This window comes from Bacillus taeanensis (assembly GCF_003318295.1).
GTDB classification, from domain to species: domain Bacteria; phylum Bacillota; class Bacilli; order Bacillales; family UBA6769; genus Maribacillus; species Maribacillus taeanensis.
This window is the reverse complement of sequence record NZ_QOCW01000009.1, coordinates 43,244-66,219: the sequence shown is the minus strand read 5'-3', so window position 1 is coordinate 66,219 and position 22,976 is coordinate 43,244. Positions and strand designations below refer to the sequence as shown.

Annotated in this window: 23 protein-coding genes and 1 other annotated feature; of the genes, 14 read left to right on the top strand and 9 right to left on the bottom strand. The window is 36.1% G+C overall.

Features of this window, described 5'->3' with window-relative positions:
• Window positions 1-48 precede the first annotated feature (48 nt).
• On the bottom strand, window positions 49-1,653 hold the full coding sequence (locus tag DS031_RS10360; protein WP_113806005.1) for a peptidoglycan-binding protein: 1,605 nt from the start codon (window positions 1,651-1,653) through the stop codon (window positions 49-51).
• 51 nt (window positions 1,654-1,704) lie between these two features.
• Window positions 1,705-3,246: a peptidoglycan-binding protein gene (locus DS031_RS10355; RefSeq protein ID WP_113806004.1), complete on the bottom strand. Its 1,542-nt coding sequence runs from the start codon at window positions 3,244-3,246 to the stop codon at window positions 1,705-1,707.
• Window positions 3,247-3,933: 687 nt separating this feature from the next.
• On the opposite strand from DS031_RS10355, the gene DS031_RS10350 reads away from it, so the two are divergent.
• From DS031_RS10350 to DS031_RS24120, 4 genes are all read left to right on the top strand, one after another.
• A complete protein-coding gene (locus DS031_RS10350; RefSeq protein WP_113806003.1) occupies window positions 3,934-4,425 on the top strand; it encodes a CAP domain-containing protein in 492 nt (163 codons plus the stop codon).
• Window positions 4,426-4,530: 105 nt separating this feature from the next.
• Window positions 4,531-4,617, top strand: coding sequence for a YjcZ family sporulation protein (locus DS031_RS24655; protein WP_181833110.1), 87 nt, complete (start codon window positions 4,531-4,533; stop codon window positions 4,615-4,617).
• A 717-nt stretch (window positions 4,618-5,334) separates the two neighbouring features.
• The gene (locus DS031_RS24125) at window positions 5,335-6,618 is read left to right on the top strand and encodes a phospholipase D-like domain-containing protein (protein ID WP_245947332.1); all 1,284 of its coding nucleotides are present in this window, start codon (window positions 5,335-5,337) and stop codon (window positions 6,616-6,618) included.
• A 78-nt stretch (window positions 6,619-6,696) separates the two neighbouring features.
• A complete protein-coding gene (locus DS031_RS24120) occupies window positions 6,697-7,317 on the top strand; it encodes a phospholipase D-like domain-containing protein (RefSeq protein WP_245947331.1) in 621 nt (206 codons plus the stop codon).
• 149 nt (window positions 7,318-7,466) lie between these two features.
• Here the strand turns inward: DS031_RS24120 and DS031_RS10335 are convergent, their stop codons facing one another.
• Window positions 7,467-7,724: a hypothetical protein gene (locus tag DS031_RS10335; RefSeq protein WP_113806001.1), complete on the bottom strand. Its 258-nt coding sequence runs from the start codon at window positions 7,722-7,724 to the stop codon at window positions 7,467-7,469.
• Between the two features lie 21 nt (window positions 7,725-7,745).
• Entirely contained in the window at window positions 7,746-7,964 is a 219-nt protein-coding gene (locus tag DS031_RS10330; RefSeq protein ID WP_113806000.1) for a hypothetical protein, read from the bottom strand.
• 167 nt (window positions 7,965-8,131) lie between these two features.
• Between DS031_RS10330 and DS031_RS10325 the strand changes: the two genes are divergently transcribed.
• The 7 genes from DS031_RS10325 (at window position 8,132) to DS031_RS10295 (ending at window position 13,466) form a co-directional block, all read left to right on the top strand.
• Entirely contained in the window at window positions 8,132-8,398 is a 267-nt protein-coding gene (locus DS031_RS10325; RefSeq protein WP_113805999.1) for a hypothetical protein, read from the top strand.
• Between the two features lie 17 nt (window positions 8,399-8,415).
• Window positions 8,416-9,030: a DUF4304 domain-containing protein gene (locus DS031_RS10320; RefSeq protein WP_113805998.1), complete on the top strand. Its 615-nt coding sequence runs from the start codon at window positions 8,416-8,418 to the stop codon at window positions 9,028-9,030.
• A gap of 23 nt (window positions 9,031-9,053) precedes the next feature.
• Window positions 9,054-9,665: a hypothetical protein gene (locus DS031_RS10315; protein ID WP_113805997.1), complete on the top strand. Its 612-nt coding sequence runs from the start codon at window positions 9,054-9,056 to the stop codon at window positions 9,663-9,665.
• 78 nt (window positions 9,666-9,743) lie between these two features.
• A complete protein-coding gene (locus tag DS031_RS10310; RefSeq protein WP_113805996.1) occupies window positions 9,744-9,971 on the top strand; it encodes a hypothetical protein in 228 nt (75 codons plus the stop codon).
• A 175-nt stretch (window positions 9,972-10,146) separates the two neighbouring features.
• Window positions 10,147-10,367: a binding site (T-box leader), on the top strand.
• A 63-nt stretch (window positions 10,368-10,430) separates the two neighbouring features.
• Window positions 10,431-12,134 carry a 2-isopropylmalate synthase gene (locus tag DS031_RS10305; RefSeq protein ID WP_113806089.1) on the top strand — a complete coding sequence of 568 codons (1,704 nt, stop codon included), beginning with the start codon at window positions 10,431-10,433 and terminating at the stop codon, window positions 12,132-12,134.
• A 165-nt stretch (window positions 12,135-12,299) separates the two neighbouring features.
• Window positions 12,300-12,728, top strand: a complete 429-nt coding sequence (locus DS031_RS10300) for a hypothetical protein (RefSeq protein ID WP_113805995.1) — start codon at window positions 12,300-12,302, stop codon at window positions 12,726-12,728.
• A gap of 33 nt (window positions 12,729-12,761) precedes the next feature.
• The gene (locus tag DS031_RS10295; RefSeq protein WP_113805994.1) at window positions 12,762-13,466 is read left to right on the top strand and encodes a polysaccharide deacetylase family protein; all 705 of its coding nucleotides are present in this window, start codon (window positions 12,762-12,764) and stop codon (window positions 13,464-13,466) included.
• Window positions 13,467-13,545: 79 nt separating this feature from the next.
• Here the strand turns inward: DS031_RS10295 and DS031_RS10290 are convergent, their stop codons facing one another.
• Entirely contained in the window at window positions 13,546-14,166 is a 621-nt protein-coding gene (locus DS031_RS10290) for a DUF3298 and DUF4163 domain-containing protein (protein WP_113806088.1), read from the bottom strand.
• A gap of 778 nt (window positions 14,167-14,944) precedes the next feature.
• Here DS031_RS10290 and DS031_RS10280 point away from each other — a divergent pair.
• The 3 genes from DS031_RS10280 (at window position 14,945) to DS031_RS10270 (ending at window position 19,734) form a co-directional block, all read left to right on the top strand.
• Window positions 14,945-17,977 (top strand): efflux RND transporter permease subunit, encoded by a 3,033-nt coding sequence (locus DS031_RS10280; protein WP_113805992.1) that lies wholly within the window; start codon window positions 14,945-14,947, stop codon window positions 17,975-17,977.
• A gap of 602 nt (window positions 17,978-18,579) precedes the next feature.
• Window positions 18,580-19,446, top strand: a complete 867-nt coding sequence (locus DS031_RS10275; RefSeq protein WP_113805991.1) for a metal-dependent hydrolase — start codon at window positions 18,580-18,582, stop codon at window positions 19,444-19,446.
• A 93-nt stretch (window positions 19,447-19,539) separates the two neighbouring features.
• A complete protein-coding gene (locus tag DS031_RS10270) occupies window positions 19,540-19,734 on the top strand; it encodes a YqaE/Pmp3 family membrane protein (RefSeq protein WP_113805990.1) in 195 nt (64 codons plus the stop codon).
• Window positions 19,735-19,795: 61 nt separating this feature from the next.
• Here the strand turns inward: DS031_RS10270 and DS031_RS10265 are convergent, their stop codons facing one another.
• The 4 genes from DS031_RS10265 to phnD all read right to left on the bottom strand — a co-directional run bounded on the left by DS031_RS10265 (window position 19,796) and on the right by phnD (window position 22,949).
• Entirely contained in the window at window positions 19,796-20,386 is a 591-nt protein-coding gene (locus tag DS031_RS10265) for a polysaccharide deacetylase family protein (RefSeq protein ID WP_245947330.1), read from the bottom strand.
• Between the two features lie 106 nt (window positions 20,387-20,492).
• Window positions 20,493-21,254: a phosphonate ABC transporter ATP-binding protein gene (phnC, locus tag DS031_RS10260; RefSeq protein ID WP_113805988.1), complete on the bottom strand. Its 762-nt coding sequence runs from the start codon at window positions 21,252-21,254 to the stop codon at window positions 20,493-20,495.
• A gap of 13 nt (window positions 21,255-21,267) precedes the next feature.
• On the bottom strand, window positions 21,268-22,023 hold the full coding sequence (gene phnE / locus DS031_RS10255; RefSeq protein ID WP_113805987.1) for a phosphonate ABC transporter, permease protein PhnE: 756 nt from the start codon (window positions 22,021-22,023) through the stop codon (window positions 21,268-21,270).
• Between the two features lie 11 nt (window positions 22,024-22,034).
• Window positions 22,035-22,949: a phosphate/phosphite/phosphonate ABC transporter substrate-binding protein gene (gene phnD, locus DS031_RS10250; protein WP_113805986.1), complete on the bottom strand. Its 915-nt coding sequence runs from the start codon at window positions 22,947-22,949 to the stop codon at window positions 22,035-22,037.
• Between the last annotated feature and the right edge of the window lie 27 nt (window positions 22,950-22,976).

Below are 22,976 nucleotides of genomic sequence, written 5' to 3'. Positions count from 1 at the left end.
ATAATTTAATACTTCGCGTTATTGCGGGTGGTGACAACTTCGCTGGTACTACCCCTGATAGTACGGATGATAAATCTCCCAATAATAAGTATAATAACAATATTGTCTAGGCCCATAAGGGGTATGAAACGTTTTACATACTAACCCATATTGAGGATTTGGCCAAAAAGCTCCAGGTGGATTTGATCGTTGTAAATTAGTCTTTCCAATAGGTCTTGAAGCAAATGGAATATGTGTAGGTGTAGATTCAACATTTCGTTCATTTCTGTTATTAATAATCGTAAGGTAACGAGTTAAAATGACATACCAAGTTTTTTGATCGATTACCCCATTTACTTTTTCAGGAGACAGTCTCATAAAATGCTCCTGAAAAAGTCTGACTGCTTTGTCAGTTTTTTCACCAAATTGCCCGTTTTCTTCAATCGCTGCGGATAAAATTTCCTTATCGTACTTTTTACCAATTACATCAAGATAGTGTTGAATGATAGGTACCGTTTCACCAGAATCACCTAATTTCATCGGACTTATAAAGCTATATATTTCATTATTTATAACGATTTGAGCGGCGGAAGTAATATCAAAGTTCCTACCATAATAATGTTTTATAATCTCGGTGTGTGTTTTACCTCTGTTTGCCATTGCTCTACTTGGGGTTTGTTCTAACCATTTTTTATAAGCACAACTTACTCCTCTAGTGCCACTACAATATTGCGCTAAAAATGGGAAGAAGTGATTACCCGGATATTCAATATACTTGGTAAAGAACTCCTCTATATTTCTAACAAGAGGTTCTTGAGCATTAACTAGATGGTTCTCATCGTAATTTTGATCTACCCCTGTATCATCAGTTATGTGATATTCTTTATTCTGTCTTCGGTAATGCTCTGTGTAATAACGATTTAAAGTAAAGGATACAACTGCAATCACATTAGATCTAATTGCTTCATCTTCAGTAAATCCATTAATCTCTTTATGGAGTACACCTTTAATATAGTCAACGAATGGAAGAACAATCTTACGTGCAGGCCTAATTCGGCCGTTTATCCTTTTCCTAACTAACTGTAATGTTAAATTCTCGGGAATTACAAGGCCGATTTGAGGGGGTGGACTGGGTTCGGATTCAGGAGCAAACTCATAGGTACTATAAAAAGATCCTGGATCGAGTGAAGGTTCATATCCACTAGCAAACTTATAAGTATTATAAAAGGATTCCGGATTAATCGAAAGCTCTGCTATATTAAAAGGGTTTTCAGGACGTTTTACTCCAGTAGGTTTGGAATCCTCTATTTTGATCGTTTTTATTGGAGCCATTTCTTCACTTCTTGACGAAGAAAGATGTATCTCTGGTATGGCTTTTGAACCTTCAAATATTTGTACACCTTCCACACGTACTGGTTCATAATTAGGATGCTTTACAGTGACGATATATTTGCCTTGCGTTGACTGGACTCCACCAGCAATTTCACTACGAGTATTATTAGTCAAAGCAGGTAATGTGATGGTTTGAATATTACCAAATTCATCTGTTTGTAGATGTCTAATGATATTTCCATTCATATCGCTGATTTCTACTTGGACCCCAGAAATCGGGGAAAGGTCTCCCTCTTGATAAATGCTAACGATAAGCTCGCCGGTTGTTGTAGTCACTTCCACACAATTCACTCCTTTTTCATAAAATAAGGAAACTAAGTGAAAAATGTGCTTTTACTGATAGTACATGTACGGGTTATAAATCTCATAAAAATAAGAATAATAACAATATTGTCTAGGCCCATATGGGGTTGGAATCGTTTTACATAGTAAACCATATTGAGGAGACATCGGTTTTTGCCATATATATCTGGAGTGAATTGATTGTAAATTGGTCGCTCCAATGGGACGATTTAGAGATGTAATATGTTGATCTTGAGTATCTGTAGGATTATAGTTGCGCTCTTGCCTATGAATAATTTCAAAATAACGGGATAAAATTTTATACCAAGTTGCTTGGTCGACGACCCCAGTTATTTTTTCACCGGTCCATTTCAGAATCTTTTGTTGATAAAGCTTTATTGCTTTAACAGTTTTTTCTCCAAAATGTCCGTTCTCTTCAATTGCTTTTTTAAAAACTTGGATACCATAATCTTTACCAATTACATCAAGATATGTTTGAATTAATAGTACCCTTTCACCTGAATCACCTAACTTCATCGGACTTATAAAGGTATATAGTTCATTATTTATAATGATGAAAGCAGCGGAAACAATATTAAAATTTTCTCCATAAAAATATTTGATAATTTCTGTGTGTGTTTTTCCTTCTTGAGCAAGTATTCTACTTAGAGCCCTATCCAATTTTTCTCCATTAGCGCAGCCCGAAGGACAAGATTGTGCTAAAAAAGGGAAATATCGGTGATTTGGGTATTGCACATACTGACTAAAGAAAGCGTCCGTATTCCTTACAAGTGGTTCTTGGTCAGTAGGCCTTTCTATATAACCCTGATCCATCGTCCTATCATTAGTGATATGATAATTTTTATTCTGTTTATGATAATGCTCTGTGTAATAACGATTTAAAGTGAAGGATACAATAGCAATGATATTTGCTCTAATTGCTGCATCCTCAGTAAATCCGTCAAGCACTTCATGGACGACACCTTTAATATAGTCAACAAATTTCATAACAACAGTACGTTCAGGGGCAGTAGATCCTTGCTCAGGAAATAAATGTACTTGAATTGTCTCAGGAATGACAAGACCAATAGGGGGGTGTGTGCTATAATAGTGTTCAGTAAAAAGATTAAATGTATTAAGAAAAGATTGTGGGTTAGTAGAAAACTCTGAAAGGTTATATGGATTTTGGTCAATTTTTTCTAGAGAAGGTTTAGGTTCTTCTAGTTTTAATGTTTTAATTACGGGAAATCCTTCACTTCGTAAGGAAGAAAGATGAATTTCTGGTATGGCTTTGGACCCTTCTAATACTCGAACACCTTCAAGACGTACTGGTTCATAATTAGGATGTTTAACAGTTACAATATATTTACCTTGTGTAGCCTGATCTTCCATCGCCATCTCACTATGGGTATTATGATTAGATAATGCAGGTAATGTGATTGTTGGGATATTACCAAATTCATCTGTTTGTAACCTTCTAATGACATTGCTTTTCATATCGCTAATTTCTACTTGTACACGGGGAATTGGAGCCAGGTCGCCCTCTTGATAGACACTCACAACAAGCTCTCCAGATGTTGTCATCGCCTCCATACAAACCCCTCCTTTATTTGAGATAAATTGTATATGGGGAATATATGAAGTTGATATATGTAAAATTCAAAATAATGGTCCAGAGTTAATTGAAATTTTTAGCCCTGCTATAGATAGTTTTTTCCAGATTTATACCCACCATCAGAGTAAATAATATATGTAAAAGGAATATATTGTATGAAGTGGTAAACGGCACATGAAATACAGAATTTGACTAAAGTCGGTCCTGGGCGTATTTCTTTTCATATTTTTCTATCGGATATATATTTGATAAGAAAGTTGTCGATTCCTTCTCTAGTTTAACAAAAATGATAGTTTGTTAAAGTAGAAACACCATGATTACAGACGTAATCATGGTGTTTTTTTTGGTTACGAGAAGATGATAGTATGTTAACTAGATTTGTATAAATTATGCATACGATCTTTGGATCTTCTTCTAACTAAAGGGGCGTTTGTTTAAAACACAGCATAAAATAATCAAACTTTTTTATAAAGCAACACATTGTTCAAATCCTGTGTTAAACAGGATTTTTTTATTTAAAAATCAGTTTAAATTAACTCAGTGACTATAAAAAAGTTTACATTTCCAGATAACTTTAGGTAATCGCCTATTTTATATGGACAATCCCCCAAAGAGGTCAGATATAAATACAATATTAGGAAATTAATAAATAAGGAGTGACAAGCATGTATCAACCTATTTTTCACTATTACCCTTTAGATTACTACTCTTATTCTACACGATATCCTTTCCCTTTCCCTTACCCAACTCATTATTATTCCTATCTTGGTATATTTGAACAAGAAATGATAAACCGTATTAATCAAGAAAGACAAAGATATGGGAGAAATCTTTTATCTATAGACACCCGTTTAACTCAAGTAGCCAGATTAAAAGCAAAGGACATGGCTACTCTTGGAAATTGTGAGCATTATAGTCCTACCTTCAATGGAAAAGAGATAAAAATGTTACAGGACAGAAATATTCCAGTAGGAGCAGGCTATGGTGCGAATGTTTCTTGTAGGAGAGGAAGTGCCATGGAAGTAGTTAATGCGTGGATGGCAAGCACAAGAGGGCACAGAGAAGTCATATTGAACCCTAGATCAAATCGTATCGGTGGAGGTGTGGCCGTATCACGAGATGGAAAACTTTATTGGTCAGCGATTTTCAATAGCTAGCATGCTATTCGAAACAAGCCATTTTCAGTCTACATTTTCTCGAAAATGTAGACTGAAAATGGTTATATTAAGTAAATTCACTGGTCAAAATACAGGAAAAAATTCGTGAATGTGAAACCAACAGCTTTTCTGTTCATCGTTGTTCTATTTATTCTTCTGATTATAGTTTGGGCTGCATACGTTAGATGCTAATAAACCTTTATGATGAGCATCGGTCGTTTCGGATGAATAGTTGCAAGTTAAAACTGTTTGCTTACCATTTAAAAGAGCCCCTCAGTTATTTGCTGAGGGAGGAATATCCCCAAGATCAACAACGTTATCATATGCCGTTATATAAGTGTTATGATAGATTATTCAATTCACATTAAAAATTTTTGTTAAATAGGGATTGAAAGGAATCTATCGAAAGACTAAATAGGGTCTTTTATTTCACATTGATTATAGGACCTATAGGAAAACGAGAATGATAAAGTATCCTCGTTCCTTTATGAGTTTAACAAAAAGCTTACTTTGTTAAACTCAATATCAGAAGAAAAAAGCAGCCAAACCTTTATTCAACCAAGGGTTTGGCTGTTTATCTTTAAAACGAAGGGTTTTTACTTTAACATATTGAATGTACTTGTATAGTAGAGTTAAACATATTAAAGGCGTTACATATAAAGATGAAGGAAACCTACCTCTACCTGCGTTCTTGCAGAAGGGGTTTTATTATTTCAACAGACAAAAAAATACTCGTTTTGTGTTAACACAAACTTAATAAAGGATTAATTTCCAGTTAATATTCATTTGTTTTACTAGTGATGTTGCTAATTTAATAACTGGAGGTGAAAAAGTAAGCGTTTTCAAGAAACTTCTTTTGGTACATAGGTTAAAGCTTTTCACTTACTAATATCATAAGGAGCGAACATCATGAAAAAAACTTTAAACGTTTTTTTGATTGCCGGCATGCTTTTTTCATTTTTACTGCCTGGATTTCAAGAGGAGAAAGAGGCTTATGCGGCAGCGAGCAGCGCGGTTATTAATGAAATCGCTTGGATGGGTACAACCACAAGCTATAATGATGAATGGATTGAGCTTTATAATCCAACAAGCAGTGATATAGATTTAACAGGATGGACGTTAAACGCAGTCGATGGCACGCCGGCTATTAATTTATCAGGCGTTCTTGCAAAACAGAGTTACTATTTACTAGAAAGAACGAGCGATAACAGTGTTCTAAATATAACGGCAGATCTTATTTATACTGGAAGTCTATCAAACAGTGGTGAAAATCTTGAACTGCGTGATAACACTGGAAGTTTAGTAGATTCAGTAGACGCTTGGCATGCAGGTGACAATAACACAAAATCGTCCATGGAAAGAACCGATGCAGCAGTAAGCGGGACAACAGCTTCTAACTGGAACACATCAACAAATGATTACGGATATGGCTTAGGAACACCGAAAGCAGCTAATTCTAACAGCAGTTCAGGTTTAGGGAGCGGCGGAACAGGTACACCATGCACACCTGGCGCAGAGCAGTTAAACAATGTTTCAGAACTAGAAGGGGCTATTAATGTTTACTTTAATAAGTGTGCGTTAACTAAATATGCCTCAATAGGTAATGAAGCAAATTATAATGTAAATCTTGAGGATGCGTTAATTAACCGCTTAAATGCGGCCACGACAAGTATTGATTTAGCAGCATATGAAATTAACTTACCACGTATTATTGATACTTTAATCACTAAAGCGGCACAAGGTGTTGACGTTCGTGTGATTGCTGATTCAAAAGACGCGACAGATCCTCACTATACAGAACGCTTTAAAACGATGCGTTTATATGTTGAAAAACTAGTGCGCGGTCAAGATAATGTGATCGGAACAAGTGATGATATTACTGTGTTTTCTGATTCCCCAATGTTTGCCGTGGAAGACAGCACAGCACGTACAAGCTACGGACTTCCAGCAGCGGCAGACGATATTCAAGAAGTAACCGTTGAAGTAGGAAGCAGTATGCAAACAGGCCGACTATTTGTAGATGCAGAAGAAAAAAGTCAAAACGCTTACTACTCACCTGGCAACCAAATGCACAATAAATTTGCGATCGTGGATGACCGCTGGTTATTTACAGGAAGCTGGAACTTTACTGTAACAGGCTTATATGGCTCTGAAGAAAATATGGAGCAGGGCATTTTAGACGGCAACCAGTAGCACGTTGTTGAAATTAATTGGCCGGCTCTTGCGGGTATTTATGAAGTAGAATTTAACGAAATGTGGGGAAGCAGCACGTTGACTCCTGATAAAATAACTTCAAACTTCAGCACTCGTAAAGTGGATAATACAACACATTCAATTAATATTAACGGTACACCAGTAGAAATTTATTTTTCATCAGGCGATAATGCAGTTGGACATCTAACCGAACTTGTAAAAAATGAAGCAGATATTAATACGTATTTTTCAATTTTTGCTTGGAGCGATCAAGCGTTAGTAGATGAGCTGAAGTACAAATGGGAAGGCTCATACAACGATCTAGAAGGAACGTTAACAGGATTTGATGTAAAAGGTGTGTTTGACTTAAGCTTCTGGAATCAATGGTGGTCTGCAAGCATTGAAATGAGAGGCGAAACCACTTCACAAACGAGCACAAATAACCCTAATATCCGTTGGGCAAATCCTGCACCGGTTTATGTTGCACAGGAATCTCGCAAACTGCATAGTAAAACAATGCTCATTGATGCCGATACATCAAGTGATCCAACCGTCATCGTCGGCTCAACAAACTGGAGTACGAACTGCAACGATATTAATGACGAAAATATGTTATTTATTCATGATGCGGACATTACGAATCAATTTGTACAAGAATTTAACGCACGCTATATCCAAGCAGGCGGTACGGTTAATTAAGAAGAAAATAAAATAACTTTTATTAGAAGAGGGTGGCTTATACAGTCAGCCTCTTCTAAGCATGAGTTAAACGAGATAAATAGCTCAAAAAATAATAAAGCTAATTATCACTAGGGTTGAAGGTTATCTAAGGAAGCGCGATTTATTTTTTACTTCTTTATCAATCGAATGAGCAGGGAAAGAACTATTGTACCCACAAAAACGATGATCAGAAAGCCGCTTTGATCAGAAGGTAGTGTGATCTGAAAGAAATCAAGTATGAAATTGATAAATAAAAAAGCACCAGCACCAATGAGGAAGCTTCTAAAAAATCTAGTTAATGTTGATTGCTCTTTCTTTTCTTGCGATAGAGCAGTTAGTACACCTAACACAACAGCAAATATAATAAGCTGAAAAATAACGTCCATCTGTATTCCCTTCATCAATTATTAAAGCAGACCGCTTGCTTTAACCATTCCAAATAAAATTAATAAAAGTCCAAGATAAAGAATCGTGGACTCGCCTGCAGCTGAGGCGATCAGAAAAAATAGTAGGAATATTCCTCGTTTCTTTTTGTCATTTGAAATGTCTTTATTTTCTTTGTAAGCATGTTGAATTGTAAGAAACACAATCGATAATCCTACTAGTGAAACAGTAAGCCACAGCATTTGTTCACCGCCAGTATGTATTTATTTGGGTATTATATACGAAGTTATCTTATCTATACAAATAGTCGAATTAAGTAAGAAACATAAACTAGCACAGCGTATTTAGAGAGGAAGTTATAAAAAATACAAACATTGAAGAAAACAATTAACATAAAGGAGTAAAGTCAATGTGGAAGCTAATCATATTAATTGTTTTAGGTACGGCATGGTTATTATATGCTGTCGGTTTTGCTTATTTTGGACTGCTCGGCTTTTGGTTTCATGCCGCTGAGAAAGGGTTTCGACCGACGCTTTGCGGCACTTTAGGATGCAGTGATCTTGATTTCTTTTTTTCGGTTGTTTGGCTTTTAGGAATGATTTTTCTTATTTATGTACTGCCAATTGGGATTATTATTTATTTTGTTACGAAAAAAAGAAAGGCGAAAATTAACTAGAGGAAAGGAGAAGAAACTTGGTTGTTCAAGATACTTTTAAAGAATTAGTTAAAGATACAATAGCTCCTATCTTTAAGAAAGAAGGATTTAAAAAATCAGGAAATTATTTTTATAAGAAAATAAATGAAGAGTTGGGCTGGTGTTTTCATATTCAATTAGATCAAAAAGGAAATACGAAAGTTGATCTAGAGTTTACGTTTAATGTAAGTATCTTTGTGCCGCTCGTTTATCAAGCATTAGGTAATGATCTTCCTAAATTTCCAAAGGTAGAGCAGGGAGTTTATGAGAGAAGAATTACAGAGCTTCGCAACGTAAAGGGCGGCTATTGGTATCGTTTAAATAATGAATACATCGATATAATCAAATTAAAAGAGCTCATTATTTCTCATATAACAACGTATATTTTCCTATATTTTCATGACTTATCTGATGTAAAAAGTGTGATTCAGGCATTAGAAAACCAAACGAGATTTGAAAACCGTCATCATTTAGCTGCAATGCATACGTATTATGGAGATCGCAATAAAGGAAAGCAGTTATTGTTTAACATTTATGAAGAAAAGGATTGGGATGCAGCGAAAGAGTACACGTTAAGTGTTTGTGAACGGCTGAATGTGGACCTTTTTTCTTAAACATTTAAAAGGGGAGAAAGTGAATGATTTACGAGCGATTTCAACAGTTGGTTCAAACAGATTTTCCCTCGTTATTATCAGAGCGAGGTTTTATAAAAAAAGGAGATCTTTTCTATAATCGTTCTTCTAAAGAAATTGGCTGGGTTGTTGAAATTACACCATCAATAAAGATCACAGAGGAAGAGATGGAATTTATGCTTGAAACAAGTGTTTTTCTTCCTGCCATTTATGAAATCGTGATGAATCAAAAGGCATTTGATGTTCCTGAAAAGCTAGAAACAGGTGACATTTTATATAAAAGTATTGCAGACTTAAAAGGAAATAAAAAACACATGAAATACCGGTTAAACGAATTATATGTTGATCTTCCAAAGCTTATCAAAACAGTTGAGGAAGATATTGATGAATTCGTACTTCCACACTTTCAACAGCTTACATCGATGGAAAAACTTATTGAGAAATTAGGAACTAACAATTATGTAGATCGCTATTTATATAAAGGCATACTGTTAGGCTTACAAGGAGACACAGCTGCAAGCAAAGAGTTACTGTTAAGTTATAAGCAAGGATGGGACGATGATTCGATTCAGGCGAGAGCGGCAGAGGAAGCGGCTAAGGCATTAGGATTTGAATGAGCGTATAATGCTGAATGATGTATCATAAAATAACGTTAATTCTATATACATAATGAAAGATAAAAAGGAGTTTAGCTCGTGAAATCATATGAAATAACGAACATGATTATTGATGACGGTTTTGCTGGCCAGGAAACAGTAACAGCTGATTTTACTCATCATAACAGAGGTTACAGCATTACCTTTAATAAAGCTGATCTTGAAATTCTCAATACTTGGATTTTTGAAAACAACACATCTCTTCCAGTAAATTTATCAGATCAGCTTATTGAATCAATAAGAGAAGATGTAAAAAAGAGGATCTAATTACAGTACTAGGTTCATTTTTTATTTACTTGAGCGATAGTGATGGTAAAAGAAGTAATATAAGGGCTTCTTATGAAGAAGTGATAGCATTTTTAATGATTTCTAAAAAAATAGTAAATCATGGGTTGACTGACGATAGAATAAATAATAAAATAAAGACAATTTTAAAAATAATGAAAACACAGTGATTGGGAGTAGTAAGGAAAATTTATTGTTTAGAGAGCTGTCGGTTGGTGAAAGACAGTCAATAAATGCCTGAACTCGCCCATGAGTGGTAAGGCTGAAATGTAGGCCTTAACGGTTAACGACCGTAATCAAGTTATCGAGTGAATTCGTTTTGTTTTAAAACGAATTAAAAAGAGTGGTACCACGTAGGCAAAGCCTGTCGTCTCTTAGGAGATGATAGGCTTTTTTATATTAGGCGAAAAAGTAGAATTTATAAAAGGGTGGGGTTGTAAAATGAAAAATGTTGAAAAGTATTCGAGAGGTTACTTTATGCCTCCAGCGAAGAGCATGAAATGGACGGAAAAAGAGTATATTACTGAGGCTCCTACATGGTGCAGTGTCGATCTTCGCGATGGAAACCAAGCATTAGTCATTCCGATGAGTTTAGAGGAGAAATTAGAGTTTTTTCAAGTGCTTGTAGAAGTAGGTTTTAAAGAAATTGAAGTTGGTTTTCCAGCGGCATCCGAAACAGAATATGTGTTTTTGCGTACATTAATTGAGCAGAATTTAATTCCAGATGATGTCACCATTCAAGTGTTAACACAGTCAAGAGAACATATTATCAAAAAGACATTTGAATCACTAAAAGGTGCGAAAAATGCAGTTGTCCATTTATACAACTCTACATCAGTGGCACAGCGTGAGCAGGTATTTAAAAAGTCAAAAGAAGAAATTATTGATATTGCCGTAACAGGTGCAAAACTTCTTAAAAAATATGCAGCTGAAACGGAAGGGAACTTTAAGTTTCAATATTCACCAGAAAGCTTTACAGGAACAGAAATTGATTTTGCGCTTGATATTTGTAATGAAGTGCTTAATGTATGGCAGCCGACAGCTGACAATAAAGTCATTATTAACTTACCAGCGACAGTATCGATGTCAATGCCGCACGTTTATGCAAGTCAAATTGAATATATGAGTGATCATTTAAACTATAGAGAAAACGTGATTGTATCACTGCATCCACATAATGACAGAGGAAGCGGTGTGGCAGACGCTGAACTTGGTATGCTTGCGGGAGGTCAGCGAATTGAAGGAACATTGTTTGGAAATGGAGAGCGTACTGGTAACGTTGATATTGTAACGCTTGCTTTAAATATGTTCTCACACGGTGTTGATCCGAAGCTTAATTTTGAAAATCTACCTGAAATTGTCTCAGTTTATGAACGAGTCACAAGAATGAAGGTTAATGAAAGACAGCCATATGCCGGAAAACTTGTTTTTGCTGCATTCTCAGGTTCACACCAAGATGCGATTGCAAAAGGTATGAAGTGGCGAGAAGAAAAGAACACTAAGGATTGGACGGTTCCTTATTTATTAATTGATCCAAAAGATATTGGCAGAGAATATGAAGCAGATGTGATCCGCATTAACAGCCAGTCAGGTAAAGGCGGTATCGGTTATTTACTTGAACAGCAGTATGGTCTTGATCTTCCAGCGCAAATGCGTGAAAGCTTCGGCTATGTGGTTAAAGACGTATCCGATCGTCTTCATAAAGAATTACTGCCAGAAGAAATTTATAATATTTTCATGGAGGATTACGTTAATATTAAAGAGCCAGTTGAATTTATTAACTACAAATTTACTGGGGATGAAGGGTATCAAACAATTGTAAAGATCGGAATCAATGGTAATGTTCAAGAACTTACAGGTGCAGGAAATGGTAGACTCGACGCAATCAGCAGTGCACTTCAAGATAAATTTGGTATTTCTTATAAAGATTTAGTTTATAAGGAACATGCCCTTGAAACAGGTTCGGCATCAAAAGCGGTCTCTTATATCGGTTTAACTGCTCAAGATGGTACTGTGCATTGGGGCTGTGGAATTGACGTTGACATTATGACTTCTTCAGTTAAAGCATTGTTTAGTGCAGTGAACAAAATGGTTGTGAGCGAAGGAATTCCAGTTGAAGAAGGCGTTTCGGTAACGAATAAGTAATTTCAAAAGCTTATATTTTAAAAGTATAACGAATAAGACGATTGCTGCAGCAATCGTCTTATTTATATTGCGACTAGTAACATGCCAAAGTATGGTAAGGTTAATATATAACATCAAAAATAAGTGATTTATCTGTTAAATCAATCTGGTAAAAGGGGAGAGTGGATGCATCTGATTACATTTATAGAAATAATAATGTCAGCTGCAGCTATTATTACGCTTTTTATTACTGCACTGATGCTGCCAAAAAGGTTTAAGAAAACAGGCTTTATAATTGCTTGTTTAGCTGCTGTAATCGTCCTTTTGTTTTTTGCTGTTCGTCCCTTTTGGTTCGCTTATCAAGTATCTGTAAAAACAGAGCTGTTAAACGAATATTTGGAAGAAAAATATTCAGGTGAACAATGGGATATTAGACGAAGAGAAGGTAGGCAGTATAATCCTTATCATTTAGAAGTTAGATTTAAAAATGAAAAAGGATGGGTATATACGTATTTAGTCGTGAATGAAAATCAGATTTGCCAAACTGTTTGGACTCCTCCTGAAGGGGAATTTCCTGATGAAGGAAAACATTATGAAAGCAATCATTGTGAGTAAATAATATTTATATAATAAATGTGAGGTTAATTTATGAAAAAAAGAATTATTACACTTGGAGTCCTACTAGTTATTATTTGTTTTTCTTTATATGGTACCTATCAATTAATGAATGCAAGAACGTATCAGTTGTTTGGAGGTTTAACGAGTCAGATAGACACAAACGAAAAAGTTGTCGCCTTAACGTTTGATGATGGGCCGACAGAAATTGTGCGTGAAATATTGCCTCTTTTAGAGAAATATCATGCAAAGGCTACTTTTTTTGTGATTGGAAATGAATTGAAGGAGAATTTACAGGTAGGAGAAGAGGTTGCGGCAGCTGGTCACCAAATCGGAAATCATACCTTTTCCCATCAGCGAATGATTTTTAAAAAACCATCATTTATTGAACAGGAAATTGAAATGACGAACGAGTTGATTCGCGAAACAGGTTATGAAGGGGAAATAGACTTTCGACCGCCAAATGGAAAGAAACTTATTGCTTTACCATATTATTTAAAAAAGCATCACATCAAAACAATTATGTGGAGCCTTGAACCTGACACGTATTATTCTTCTGTTTCTGACAAAGTAAACTATGTAAATGAAAAGGTTAAACCAGGATCAATTATTTTGCTGCATCCGATGTACGATGATACAGGGAATGAACTAAAAACCATTGAAGGTATTTTAGAGACTTTATCAAAAAAAGGGTATCAATTTGTGACAGTTAACGAGCTTCAAAATAGCGGAAAATAAAAATAAAAAATGGCGAGCATTAGATTTCCTGTTGATATCTTTTGCTCGTCATTTCATATTTTAAACATTAAAGAGCCATTTATATATCCGCTAACATTTTCCCTAAAGGACTATCCTCCATTATTAAATCCTGCAGTTTATAAACCGAAATCGGAAACATCGGAAACCCAACATAATAAGGGGTAATCTCATAAAGCTGAAAATAAATAACCAATGCTTTATCAGCAATATAAAAATCTTGATTCGGTTTAATGCCTTTAAATTCACCGAGTAAAGGGATATTCCGCTCTTTAATTTGTGCTCTAATAAGGTCAGAAATCACTTTAACATAGCTGCTGTTTGGTTTAAAAAGCTTGCTTAAGTGATAATTTTTACCTGTTAAAACGGAAAATGTTAATGATTTCGCATATGTCATTCCATGCGCCATCGGAGGAGTATAAGCATAATTGCTCTGCAGCAAACTGAGTACGCCTCGTTCATTTGACTTTATTTCATAAAAACCTGTCATTTCTGTCTTACCTTGTATTTGAACCTTTCTTTGCATGTTGATTAATTGATGCACTTGGTTCATAATTGTATGATTCATTTTTTCTTGAACATGTTGGTTTTGCATGCCGATAATTTTTGGATAATAAAGCTGTAAATTTGGTGTTATATGTGAAACGGTTTGGATGTATACAGGGAACTTAGACTGATCCATCACCATAAAGAACACCATTCCTTTTCAATTGTTTTTACAGCTTATGCTGAAATGGGCAGAACTGTCATTTCTGCTTGATGTTATTAGGTGAATAATTATTTTGAATCGATATTTAAATTTTCGCAGCAAAGAAGACGGATGTTAACATGGCGGAAGGCTGCTTGTATGTATAGGCTTTCCAACGTGATAGATACAAGGAATGGTACGCTGCTTGCCTTTCATTTGAGATACATCATATAAATCATTTCATTTCCTTCAAGAAAGGTTAGGGTTTTAATGTAGTCATCCAGTCCTTTTTTCTCTCTGTTAACCTTTGAATACAGTACTTCCTCGGATCTTTCAAATGTTAATTTATTCTTTTTGTTCGATTTTTGATTGATGAACTTAGATCTCTTCAAACTCAACACTCCTTTTCAGTTGATTAATTTAGAGAAACCGTGTTCATATCGAATTTTAAGGCAAGTTTGTACATAGTATGAATAACCATGCTAATTTTAGACCTTGAACTAGAGTGATTTTTTGGACTGCTTAAATGGAAATTCCTTAACATAACATTTACAAATATTTAACAAAAAAAGAATTTACTTATAAAAACATAAGGAGTATAATCAACTTTGGTTAAATTAGGTAATAGTGTGTAAGAACTATTCTGTAGTTTTCTAGTTTTATACTACGCCTCTAACCGTACTCCTTAACCCTATTCAACCACAGAAATTTACTACATAGAATCTCATTATCTTTTCTTTAAAACTCTAGACATGAAGGGAGAAAACTGAATATGACATGGTTAACGAAATGGTCTTTTAAAAATAAGGCTGCGGTCATTCTTACGACTATACTTGTGTTAATTATGGGAGTCGTAAGTTACTTTGTTTTACCAATGGAGTTTTTGCCTGCTGCAGATAATCCGCAAGTTTCTGTAGTTGTCCTAGGCCAAGGTACAGATGTAGAAACAATGGCTGATACTGTTACAACTCCAATGGAGAAGTCTGTTGCTTCTGTAAAAGGGAAGCGAGAGATTTTTTCAACAACAGGAGACGGGTTCTCTAAGGTCGATATCTTCTTTGAAGCAGAGACAGATATGAAGCAGGCAAAGGCTGATGTGCAGGAAGCGCTTGATAGCATACAGCTTCCAGAGGGAACGAACAAACCGATTGTTGTTCAGCTTAATACGAACATGATTCCAATTGCAGATATTTCGATGACGTTTAAAGATGGAATCACAAAAGAAAATATTAAGCTTGCAGAAGAAAAATTACTTCCTGTTTTTAAGGATATTAAAGGTATCGGCAGTGTCGCTATGTATGGTAGAACGGGAAGTGAAATTTCAGTGGAGCTTGATCAAGAGAAGTTAGCACAATACAAGCTTCCTGCGCAAGCTGTTTTAGGTGCATTAGAAGGTCAAAATATTGCAGCCGCAGTAGGTCAGAAAACGATTGATGGAAAAGCAAGTAATATAAAAGTTGTCAGTACTCTTAATAGTCTTGAAGATCTTAAGAATTTACCGGTTGCATCTAATGTAACGCTTGGCGATGTAGCTTCTGTTCAAAAGGCAGATCCTGAAGGGAACCTTACCCGTATTGATGGTGAAGATGCATTAATTGCCATCATTACAAAGGACAGCAATTCAAATGCTGTTTCCATCGTTAAAGAAGTAAAGAATCAAGCAGAAGAATTATCAAAGAAATACGAGAATGTGAATGTAAGTGTATTCTTTGCAACAGCAGATATGATTGTGAATTCAGTGAATAGTATGATTAAAGAAGTATTGCTTGGTGCATTATTTGCTACCATTGTCATTATGCTTTTTTTAAGAAATGTTCGTTCAACATTTATTACGATTGTTTCAATTCCATTATCTTTATGCTTTACATTATTTTTACTAGCACAATCAGGCATTACACTAAACGTCCTAACAATTGGTGGGGTTGCAGTAGCCGTCGGTCGTTTAGTAGATGATAGTATCGTAGTTATTGAAAATATTTTCCGTAAAATGCAGCATGAGAAATTTTCAATCAAACTCATTATTGATGCAGCAAAAGAGGTGGCAGCAGCCATTACCTCTTCAACACTTACAACTGTTGCAGTATTCTTGCCGCTTGGACTAGTGGGAGCTGGATTAAAAGATTTCTTAATGCCGTTTGCGCTAACTGTTACATATTCCTTATTATCATCATTAGTCGTAGCTCTTACAGTAGTCCCGTTAATGAGTGCAGGACTGTTAAAAAATGCAAAACTGCCAGAGCATAAAACACCAAAGCGCTTTGTTAACATGCTCCGTTGGTCATTGAATCATAAATGGGTCATTTTACTTACATCTGCAGTACTATTTTTTGGTTCAATTGGTGTCTATTTTGCAATGCCTAAAGGTGCAATCGACAGCTCCGATGCAGAACTTGTGATGGTTTCGTTAGATTATCCAAATGAAATACCAATTGATGAAGTGCGTGATAATGCTTTGCAGTTGGAAAAGTTTTCATTAGCGCAGGATGGACCAAAAGCGGTTTACACACAATTAGGAAACAGCCCTGATGCTGCTCAATATGGTGCAGTAGAATCTCCTACTAAGGCGAACTATACGATTGTTATGGAAAAAGGGGCGGATGCCGAAAGTTTTATTGAAAAAGTAAATAAGCAGAAGGATCGCTATCCAAATGCTGTATTAACTGCAGGTTCAGGTTCTCTAACAGGAGCAAGTTCCACTTCAATTACAATAGATGTAATTGGTGATCAAATTGATGTGATTGAGAAAACGGCGATTGATATTGAAGATGTCATAAAAGATATTGAAGACATTGAAAAGGTAGAGACGAACTTAGAAGAGAAAAAGCCAGTTTATACGTTTACTGTTGATCCAAAAGTTGTTAATCCAGGAGAGGTAACCGGACAGCTTGGTATGATGCTTAACCGCATGCCGATTGGAAATGTTACGCTTGACGGAACAGATACACCGGTATTTTTAGAACCAGTTTTAGATCCTAAATCAGCTAAAGACTTAGAAGACATAATGATTACAACAGCACAGGGAGTAGTACCCATTACCTCTGCTGCAGCGCTTGAATTAGAAAATAAAGCAACACAAATTCTTCATAAAGATGGGGAGCCTTATATAAGAGTAACCGCTGCAGTTGATCCGAAGCAGCTTTCGATTGTGTCTGAGGAAATCAATAAGAAGATTCATGGAACAAAACCTGGAGAAGGTATGGAACTACCTGATAATGTAGAAGTGTTTGTTGGAGGAGCATCTGTTCAGCAAGCTGATGATTTTACAGACTTATTCCTCACAATGGGTGCATCGATTGGAATTGTATACTTAATAATGGTCATCACATTTAAGACATTACGAGCGCCAATTGCAATTCTATTCTCATTACCACTTGCAGCAATTGGGGCGATCCTTGGATTATTAGTCAGTCAAATTCCTGTTGATCTCACAGCCCTGCTTGGTGCATTAATGCTGATTGGAATTGTTGTTACAAATGCGATTGTATTAATTGACCGGGTAAAGCAAAATGAAGAAACGATGATTATGCGTGACGCTATTTTAGAAGCGGCTGGTACCCGGATGAGGCCGATTTTAATGACTGCGACCGCAACAATTTGCGCGATGCTGCCATTATTGTTCAAAAAAGCTGAAATGGGCAGCCTTGTTTCGCAAAGCTTAGCAATTGTCGTAATTGGCGGTTTAGCAGTTTCTACGTTGTTAACATTGGTCGTTATCCCAGTGATCTATGAATTGCTGCACTTTAAAAAATCAAAGAAACAGAGAATCGCACAAACTAATGCTTCAGAACATGATATCGTAGGATAAAGAGGAGAAACCGGGTTCAAAAGATTCTCTTTCACAAATAGTTTAACCCAGCGAAAATTCGCTGGGTCTTTTTGTTAGTGGTAAAAACGTTCTTGTATTAAAAAGTATTTCAAAATGAATATCCATAAAAATCAAAGAAAAACAGCGAAATTATGAGAAAAAGATATATGATGGACGCTTTCAAGGTATATGTTGTCGTTTACATGGATAATGTTCCCGTTTTCACTGGCATTGTCATTAGATTGTAATTATATGATAATGAAGCCGTCAAACTTGGAAAGGGGCGTATTATAATGAAAAAAATTATTAAACTACTTGCAGATGCAGCGAATTCTTATGGGAAAGCAATGGATGCATACGGTGAAGCACTTATAAAAGTAATACAAAAGTAATGAAAAGATAGTAAGGAGTGTTCAATGTGAAGCTCTATCTACAATTTCAAAGTGATCCAAAAACCGATTCTCACTTATAAAAAGAGAATCGGTTTTTTATTTGTAAACATGCAATGAATAAGTTGGATCTGCTTAAACGTTTAGTTAGTTTTTATTATGCTTTGATTGTTGTATGCTGTTAAGTACATAAAGGATGGAGGTGGAGAGGTAGTGGATAGTATTACACACACTCTGTTTGGAGTTGGTTTATATCATGCGTTGAAAAAAGAAAATTTAACAAAAAGAGAAAAGAATGCCTTGCTATTTACAACCATTGTCGGCAGTCAAATTCCAGATAGTGATGTTATCTCGCAGTTTTGGGATTATGAAGGACTGTATCAACTGTGGCATAGAGGGATTACTCATTCGATCTTTCTTGTGCCGATTTGGGCTATCATTATTTATCTTTTAGTGGTCTTTTTCTTTAAAGTAAAGCATCGCAGTCACTTTTTAATCGCTATGCTTGCAGTTGCGATTCATAATACGTCTGATGTTTTGAATGCATGGGGAACAGGCTATTTAGAACCTTTTTCTAATGTAAGGTTAACTTTAGGGACCATTCCTATTATTGATTTTGTTATTTGGCTCATTTTTTTGGTTTCTTTTTTACTGAAGCGCTTTTCAAAGCACTCAGCGCAAAAGATTTTCCGCTGGGCGTGGCTCGCAATTGTCCTGCACATTATGATTCAAACGGCTCAAGGAATGTTCATTAGGAACGATGTAAAATCAGATTATGAAAAAGTCGCATTATCTGCTGATTTCATTCCTACTCAATATACGGTAATCGGAAAAAACGGCAATGAAGTGGACATTGCGTTAGCTTCTTTATGGAAAGGCTTTGAAGTACATACAACGCTATTTTCGGATGAGGAAGCAGATCTTGAACCACTTTTTTCTGAAAAACCTGAAGCTGAAACATTAACAAAGTGGAGTCCATTCGTTGTTGTGGTGAACGAAGACAACCGTTTAGGGGTATTTGATCCGCGCTTTTATCGAAATGGAGAATCCTTTTTGTTTGAATATATTGAGATAAAATAAAATATTTTTTTCGTTGTCTCCATCCATTATTTTGAAACCTTATGATACATAAACACGTATATAATTCAACTAAGATAAATGGAGGTGTTGACATTGTTGTACATTTTAGCGATCATTTTTCCTCCGTTAGCTGTTTTAATTGCAGGAAAGCCATTTCAAGCAATTGTTAATTTGATTCTGACGCTGTGCTTTTATGTGCCGGGATTGATACATGCACTCCTCGTTGTTCATGATCGAAAAGCTGATAAACGATTAAAGAAGCAGATGAAAATGATGCGAAGAGAATAAGGATAAAGCGAAATATACAAAAAGAGGGAGCTTCTTATAAGTGAAGCTTCCTCTTTCTATTTTATAGAGTTGTAAATTGATAGCCTTTTGCTTTAATTTCTTGAATTAACTCAGGCAACACGTAAAGCGTTTGTTTTAGTTCATGAAGCAAAATGATTGCGCCGTCTTCTAAGTTCTCTACAACATTTGCTATAATTTCTTGTGGGTTTTCTTTAAGCTCCCAATCCATTGAGGCGATTTTCCACATGACAGTCGTTAATCCTAATTCTTTTGCAGCTGTGATGGTCTCAGCGTTATACTGACCAAATGGGGGACGGAAGTATGTGATTTTTTGATTTATAATACTTTCAATACTTTTAACACTTTGAGCGATATCTTTATATTGCTTGTTATAGCAAAGGTTTGTTAAGTTAAGATGCTTCATTGAATGAGTGCCTATTTCATGACCTTCACTTAATAATCGTTTCCAAGGTCGATCTTCATAAAACAACCGCGACTGCCAAAAGAAAAGCGCAGGAACACTTTCAGCATGAAGCACATCAAGAATTTCCGGCAGAATTTTACTTGGACCATCATCAAACGTTAATAGTACCGATTTTTCCTTTTGCGGTTTACCCACCGTTATTACATCAGCATCTGTAGAATCGTACACGATCCTTGTATTGTCGACTACTCATGGACTTTTTTGCATATTAGCTCACCACCTTTATTTATCTTAAAAGGGTTTACGGTTAAAAAGAAAAAGAGCTCCGATATGTCTAATAAGCAGCAGAGGAATTAGTACGCATTTCATACGTTTTCTCATACACTTCATCGGTAAATCGTCCAGGTTTGCCGTCAAAAATTAGTTCGCCATCTTTAAGAGCGATAATTCTTGTTGCATAGCGTTTAGCGAGTGTAACATCATGAACGTTAATAACGCTTAACAGCTGATGACGCTGATGAATGTCTTTTAATAAAGAAAAGATTCGATCAGACGTACCGGGATCGAGACTTGCGACAGGTTCATCGCCAAGGAAAACTTTCGGCTCCTGCAAGAGTGCGCGGGCAATGCCGACACGCTGTTTTTGACCGCCGCTTAACTGTTCTACTTTACGATCAGCAAAATTTGTAAGTTCAACATCGGCGATTACTTTTTTCGCCTGTTCGATTTCCTCTTTTGAAAACCAGCCAACTAAATTTTTAACGGAGCTCCGATAGCCAAACATTCCAGTCAATACATTTTGCATCACCGTTAGTCTTGGGATTAAGTTATAATGCTGAAAAATCATGCCCATTTCTCTGCGCACAAGACGAGTTTGTTCAGCGCTTTTTTTAGATAACGGCTTACCATTCCAATATACATCTCCATCTGTTGGCTTCTGCAGCCCGTTCATTGAGCGAATGAGTGTTGACTTACCGGCACCGCTTTTTCCTAATACACACACAAATTCGCCTTCTTCAAGAGTTAGGTTAATGGATGAAAGTGCTGGATGGTTTGCTCCTTGATAATGCACTGATAAATTCTTTATCTCAATCATAACGATAACTCCTTTAAATGACTTTATTTCGGACATAGCTGCCAAAAAAGTCAACCATGACGACGATAATCATAATAATTAATACATCAAGGGACACAGAAGAATATTGAAATGTTTTAAAGTCGTTAAAAAGCCGCTGTCCAATGCCGCCGCCTCCAATAAACCCTAATATGAGCGACGTTCGAATCGCGACTTCAAAGCGGTAAAAATAATGTGATAAAACATTTGGCCAAATTTGCGGGATAATACTAAAAAGCGATGCCAACCAACTTTTAGCGCCGACCGCTCTCATTGCTTCCTGTGGGCCGGGATCACTTGCTTCAACTAGCTCTGAAATCAGTTTACCAAGCACACCGATATTATGAAACATGATTGCTAACACAGCAGGGAAAGGACCAAGTCCAAGTGCGGTTAATAAAACTAAGCCAAATACAATTTCAGGAATGGAGCGCACAAAGCTTAAACTCACTCGTGATAGTTGAAAAAGTAGTTTTGATGGTGACGTATTTCGAGCAGCGACAAAGCTGATCGGTAAGGCGATAAGAAGTCCGAAAAAGCTGCCGAGAAATGCCATCGCAAGCGTTTCAAAGCTATCCTCAAGCATTTTGGGCAGGGCATCAAAATTCATCGGAAACCATTCGGATAAAAATTCAATCATATTTTTAAAATCTTTAAATTTTGAAAGATCAAATTCTGTTAGCTTCATGCTGTAGTAAACAGCTGAAGCTAACAGAATAAGAGTAAAAATACTACGGCGTTTAAACCACACAGTAATCAGCTCTATTCGTTAATGATTCCTTGTTTAATCGCAGCGTCTCTGATGCTCTGATAATCTTCATTCGAAGCTTTTGTAAAGCCAGTTGCACCAAACGCATCTAAAATTTCTTGATCTTCAATCGCTAAAAATGCTTCCTGAAGCGCTTGAATCGTTTCTTCGTCGGTATTTTTGTGAACAGCCCATGGATATTGGAATAATTTATCAGATTCCCAAATTGTTTTAATTTGTTCGCCATCAATTTTTCCAGATTCAACGAGCTGATTAAAAATCGCGCTGTCAATCGCGCCGGCAGTTACTTGTTTGTTTTGAACAGCGAGTGCTGTTGCATCGTGTGAACCTGTAAAGCGAACAGATTTAAATTGATGTTCATCCTCAGACGTGTATACACCGCGGTCTTGTAATTCAATTGACGGAATTAATGAGCCGGAAGTTGAGTTAATATCACCAAAAGCAAAATCAACTTCACCAGGATTTGCTAGTAAGTCTTCGATTGAATGATAAGGATTTTCTTTATGTGTAATCATATAAGAATGATAAAACGGTTCGCCATCAATTAACTGTGTAATAATTGCTTGTGCACCGCTTTTATGATGAGCAACAACATATGTTAACGGACCGAAATAAGCCATATCAATTTTATCGAAATTCATTGCTTCAACAACACCATTATAATCTGGGTATACTTCAATCGAAACGTCGCGATCTAACTTTTCGGATAGAACGGTTTGCAGTTTATCCATTGCCCCTTCCATTTCACCTTCTGTTTGTGCTGGGATTACGCCGATTGTAAAGGTTTCTGTTTCGGCTGTTTCTTCAGTCGGTTCAGCCGCTTCGTTTCCTTCATTTGCTGCGCCTCCGCAGGCTGCTAATATGAGTGTTAAACAAAGTATGTAGAATAAGATAAGTTGTTTTTTCATAAAGATTCCTCCCTAGTGAATGCATAA

Excerpts from the sequence above, each read along its gene's own strand:
- DS031_RS10355 (WP_113806004.1), bottom strand. The coding sequence starts at position 3,246 with ATGGAGGCGATGACAACATCTGGAGAGCTTGTTGTGAGTGTCTATCAA.
- DS031_RS10350 (WP_113806003.1), top strand. The coding sequence starts at position 3,934 with ATGTATCAACCTATTTTTCACTATTACCCTTTAGATTACTACTCTTAT.
- DS031_RS24125 (WP_245947332.1), top strand. The coding sequence starts at position 5,335 with ATGAAAAAAACTTTAAACGTTTTTTTGATTGCCGGCATGCTTTTTTCA.
- DS031_RS10335 (WP_113806001.1), bottom strand. The coding sequence starts at position 7,724 with ATGGACGTTATTTTTCAGCTTATTATATTTGCTGTTGTGTTAGGTGTA.
- DS031_RS10330 (WP_113806000.1), bottom strand. The coding sequence starts at position 7,964 with ATGCTGTGGCTTACTGTTTCACTAGTAGGATTATCGATTGTGTTTCTT.
- DS031_RS10325 (WP_113805999.1), top strand. The coding sequence starts at position 8,132 with ATGTGGAAGCTAATCATATTAATTGTTTTAGGTACGGCATGGTTATTA.
- DS031_RS10315 (WP_113805997.1), top strand. The coding sequence starts at position 9,054 with ATGATTTACGAGCGATTTCAACAGTTGGTTCAAACAGATTTTCCCTCG.
- DS031_RS10305 (WP_113806089.1), top strand. The coding sequence starts at position 10,431 with ATGAAAAATGTTGAAAAGTATTCGAGAGGTTACTTTATGCCTCCAGCG.
- DS031_RS10300 (WP_113805995.1), top strand. The coding sequence starts at position 12,300 with ATGCATCTGATTACATTTATAGAAATAATAATGTCAGCTGCAGCTATT.
- DS031_RS10295 (WP_113805994.1), top strand. The coding sequence starts at position 12,762 with ATGAAAAAAAGAATTATTACACTTGGAGTCCTACTAGTTATTATTTGT.
- DS031_RS10290 (WP_113806088.1), bottom strand. The coding sequence starts at position 14,166 with ATGGATCAGTCTAAGTTCCCTGTATACATCCAAACCGTTTCACATATA.
- DS031_RS10280 (WP_113805992.1), top strand. The coding sequence starts at position 14,945 with ATGACATGGTTAACGAAATGGTCTTTTAAAAATAAGGCTGCGGTCATT.
- phnC (WP_113805988.1), bottom strand. The coding sequence starts at position 21,254 with ATGATTGAGATAAAGAATTTATCAGTGCATTATCAAGGAGCAAACCAT.
- phnD (WP_113805986.1), bottom strand. The coding sequence starts at position 22,949 with ATGAAAAAACAACTTATCTTATTCTACATACTTTGTTTAACACTCATA.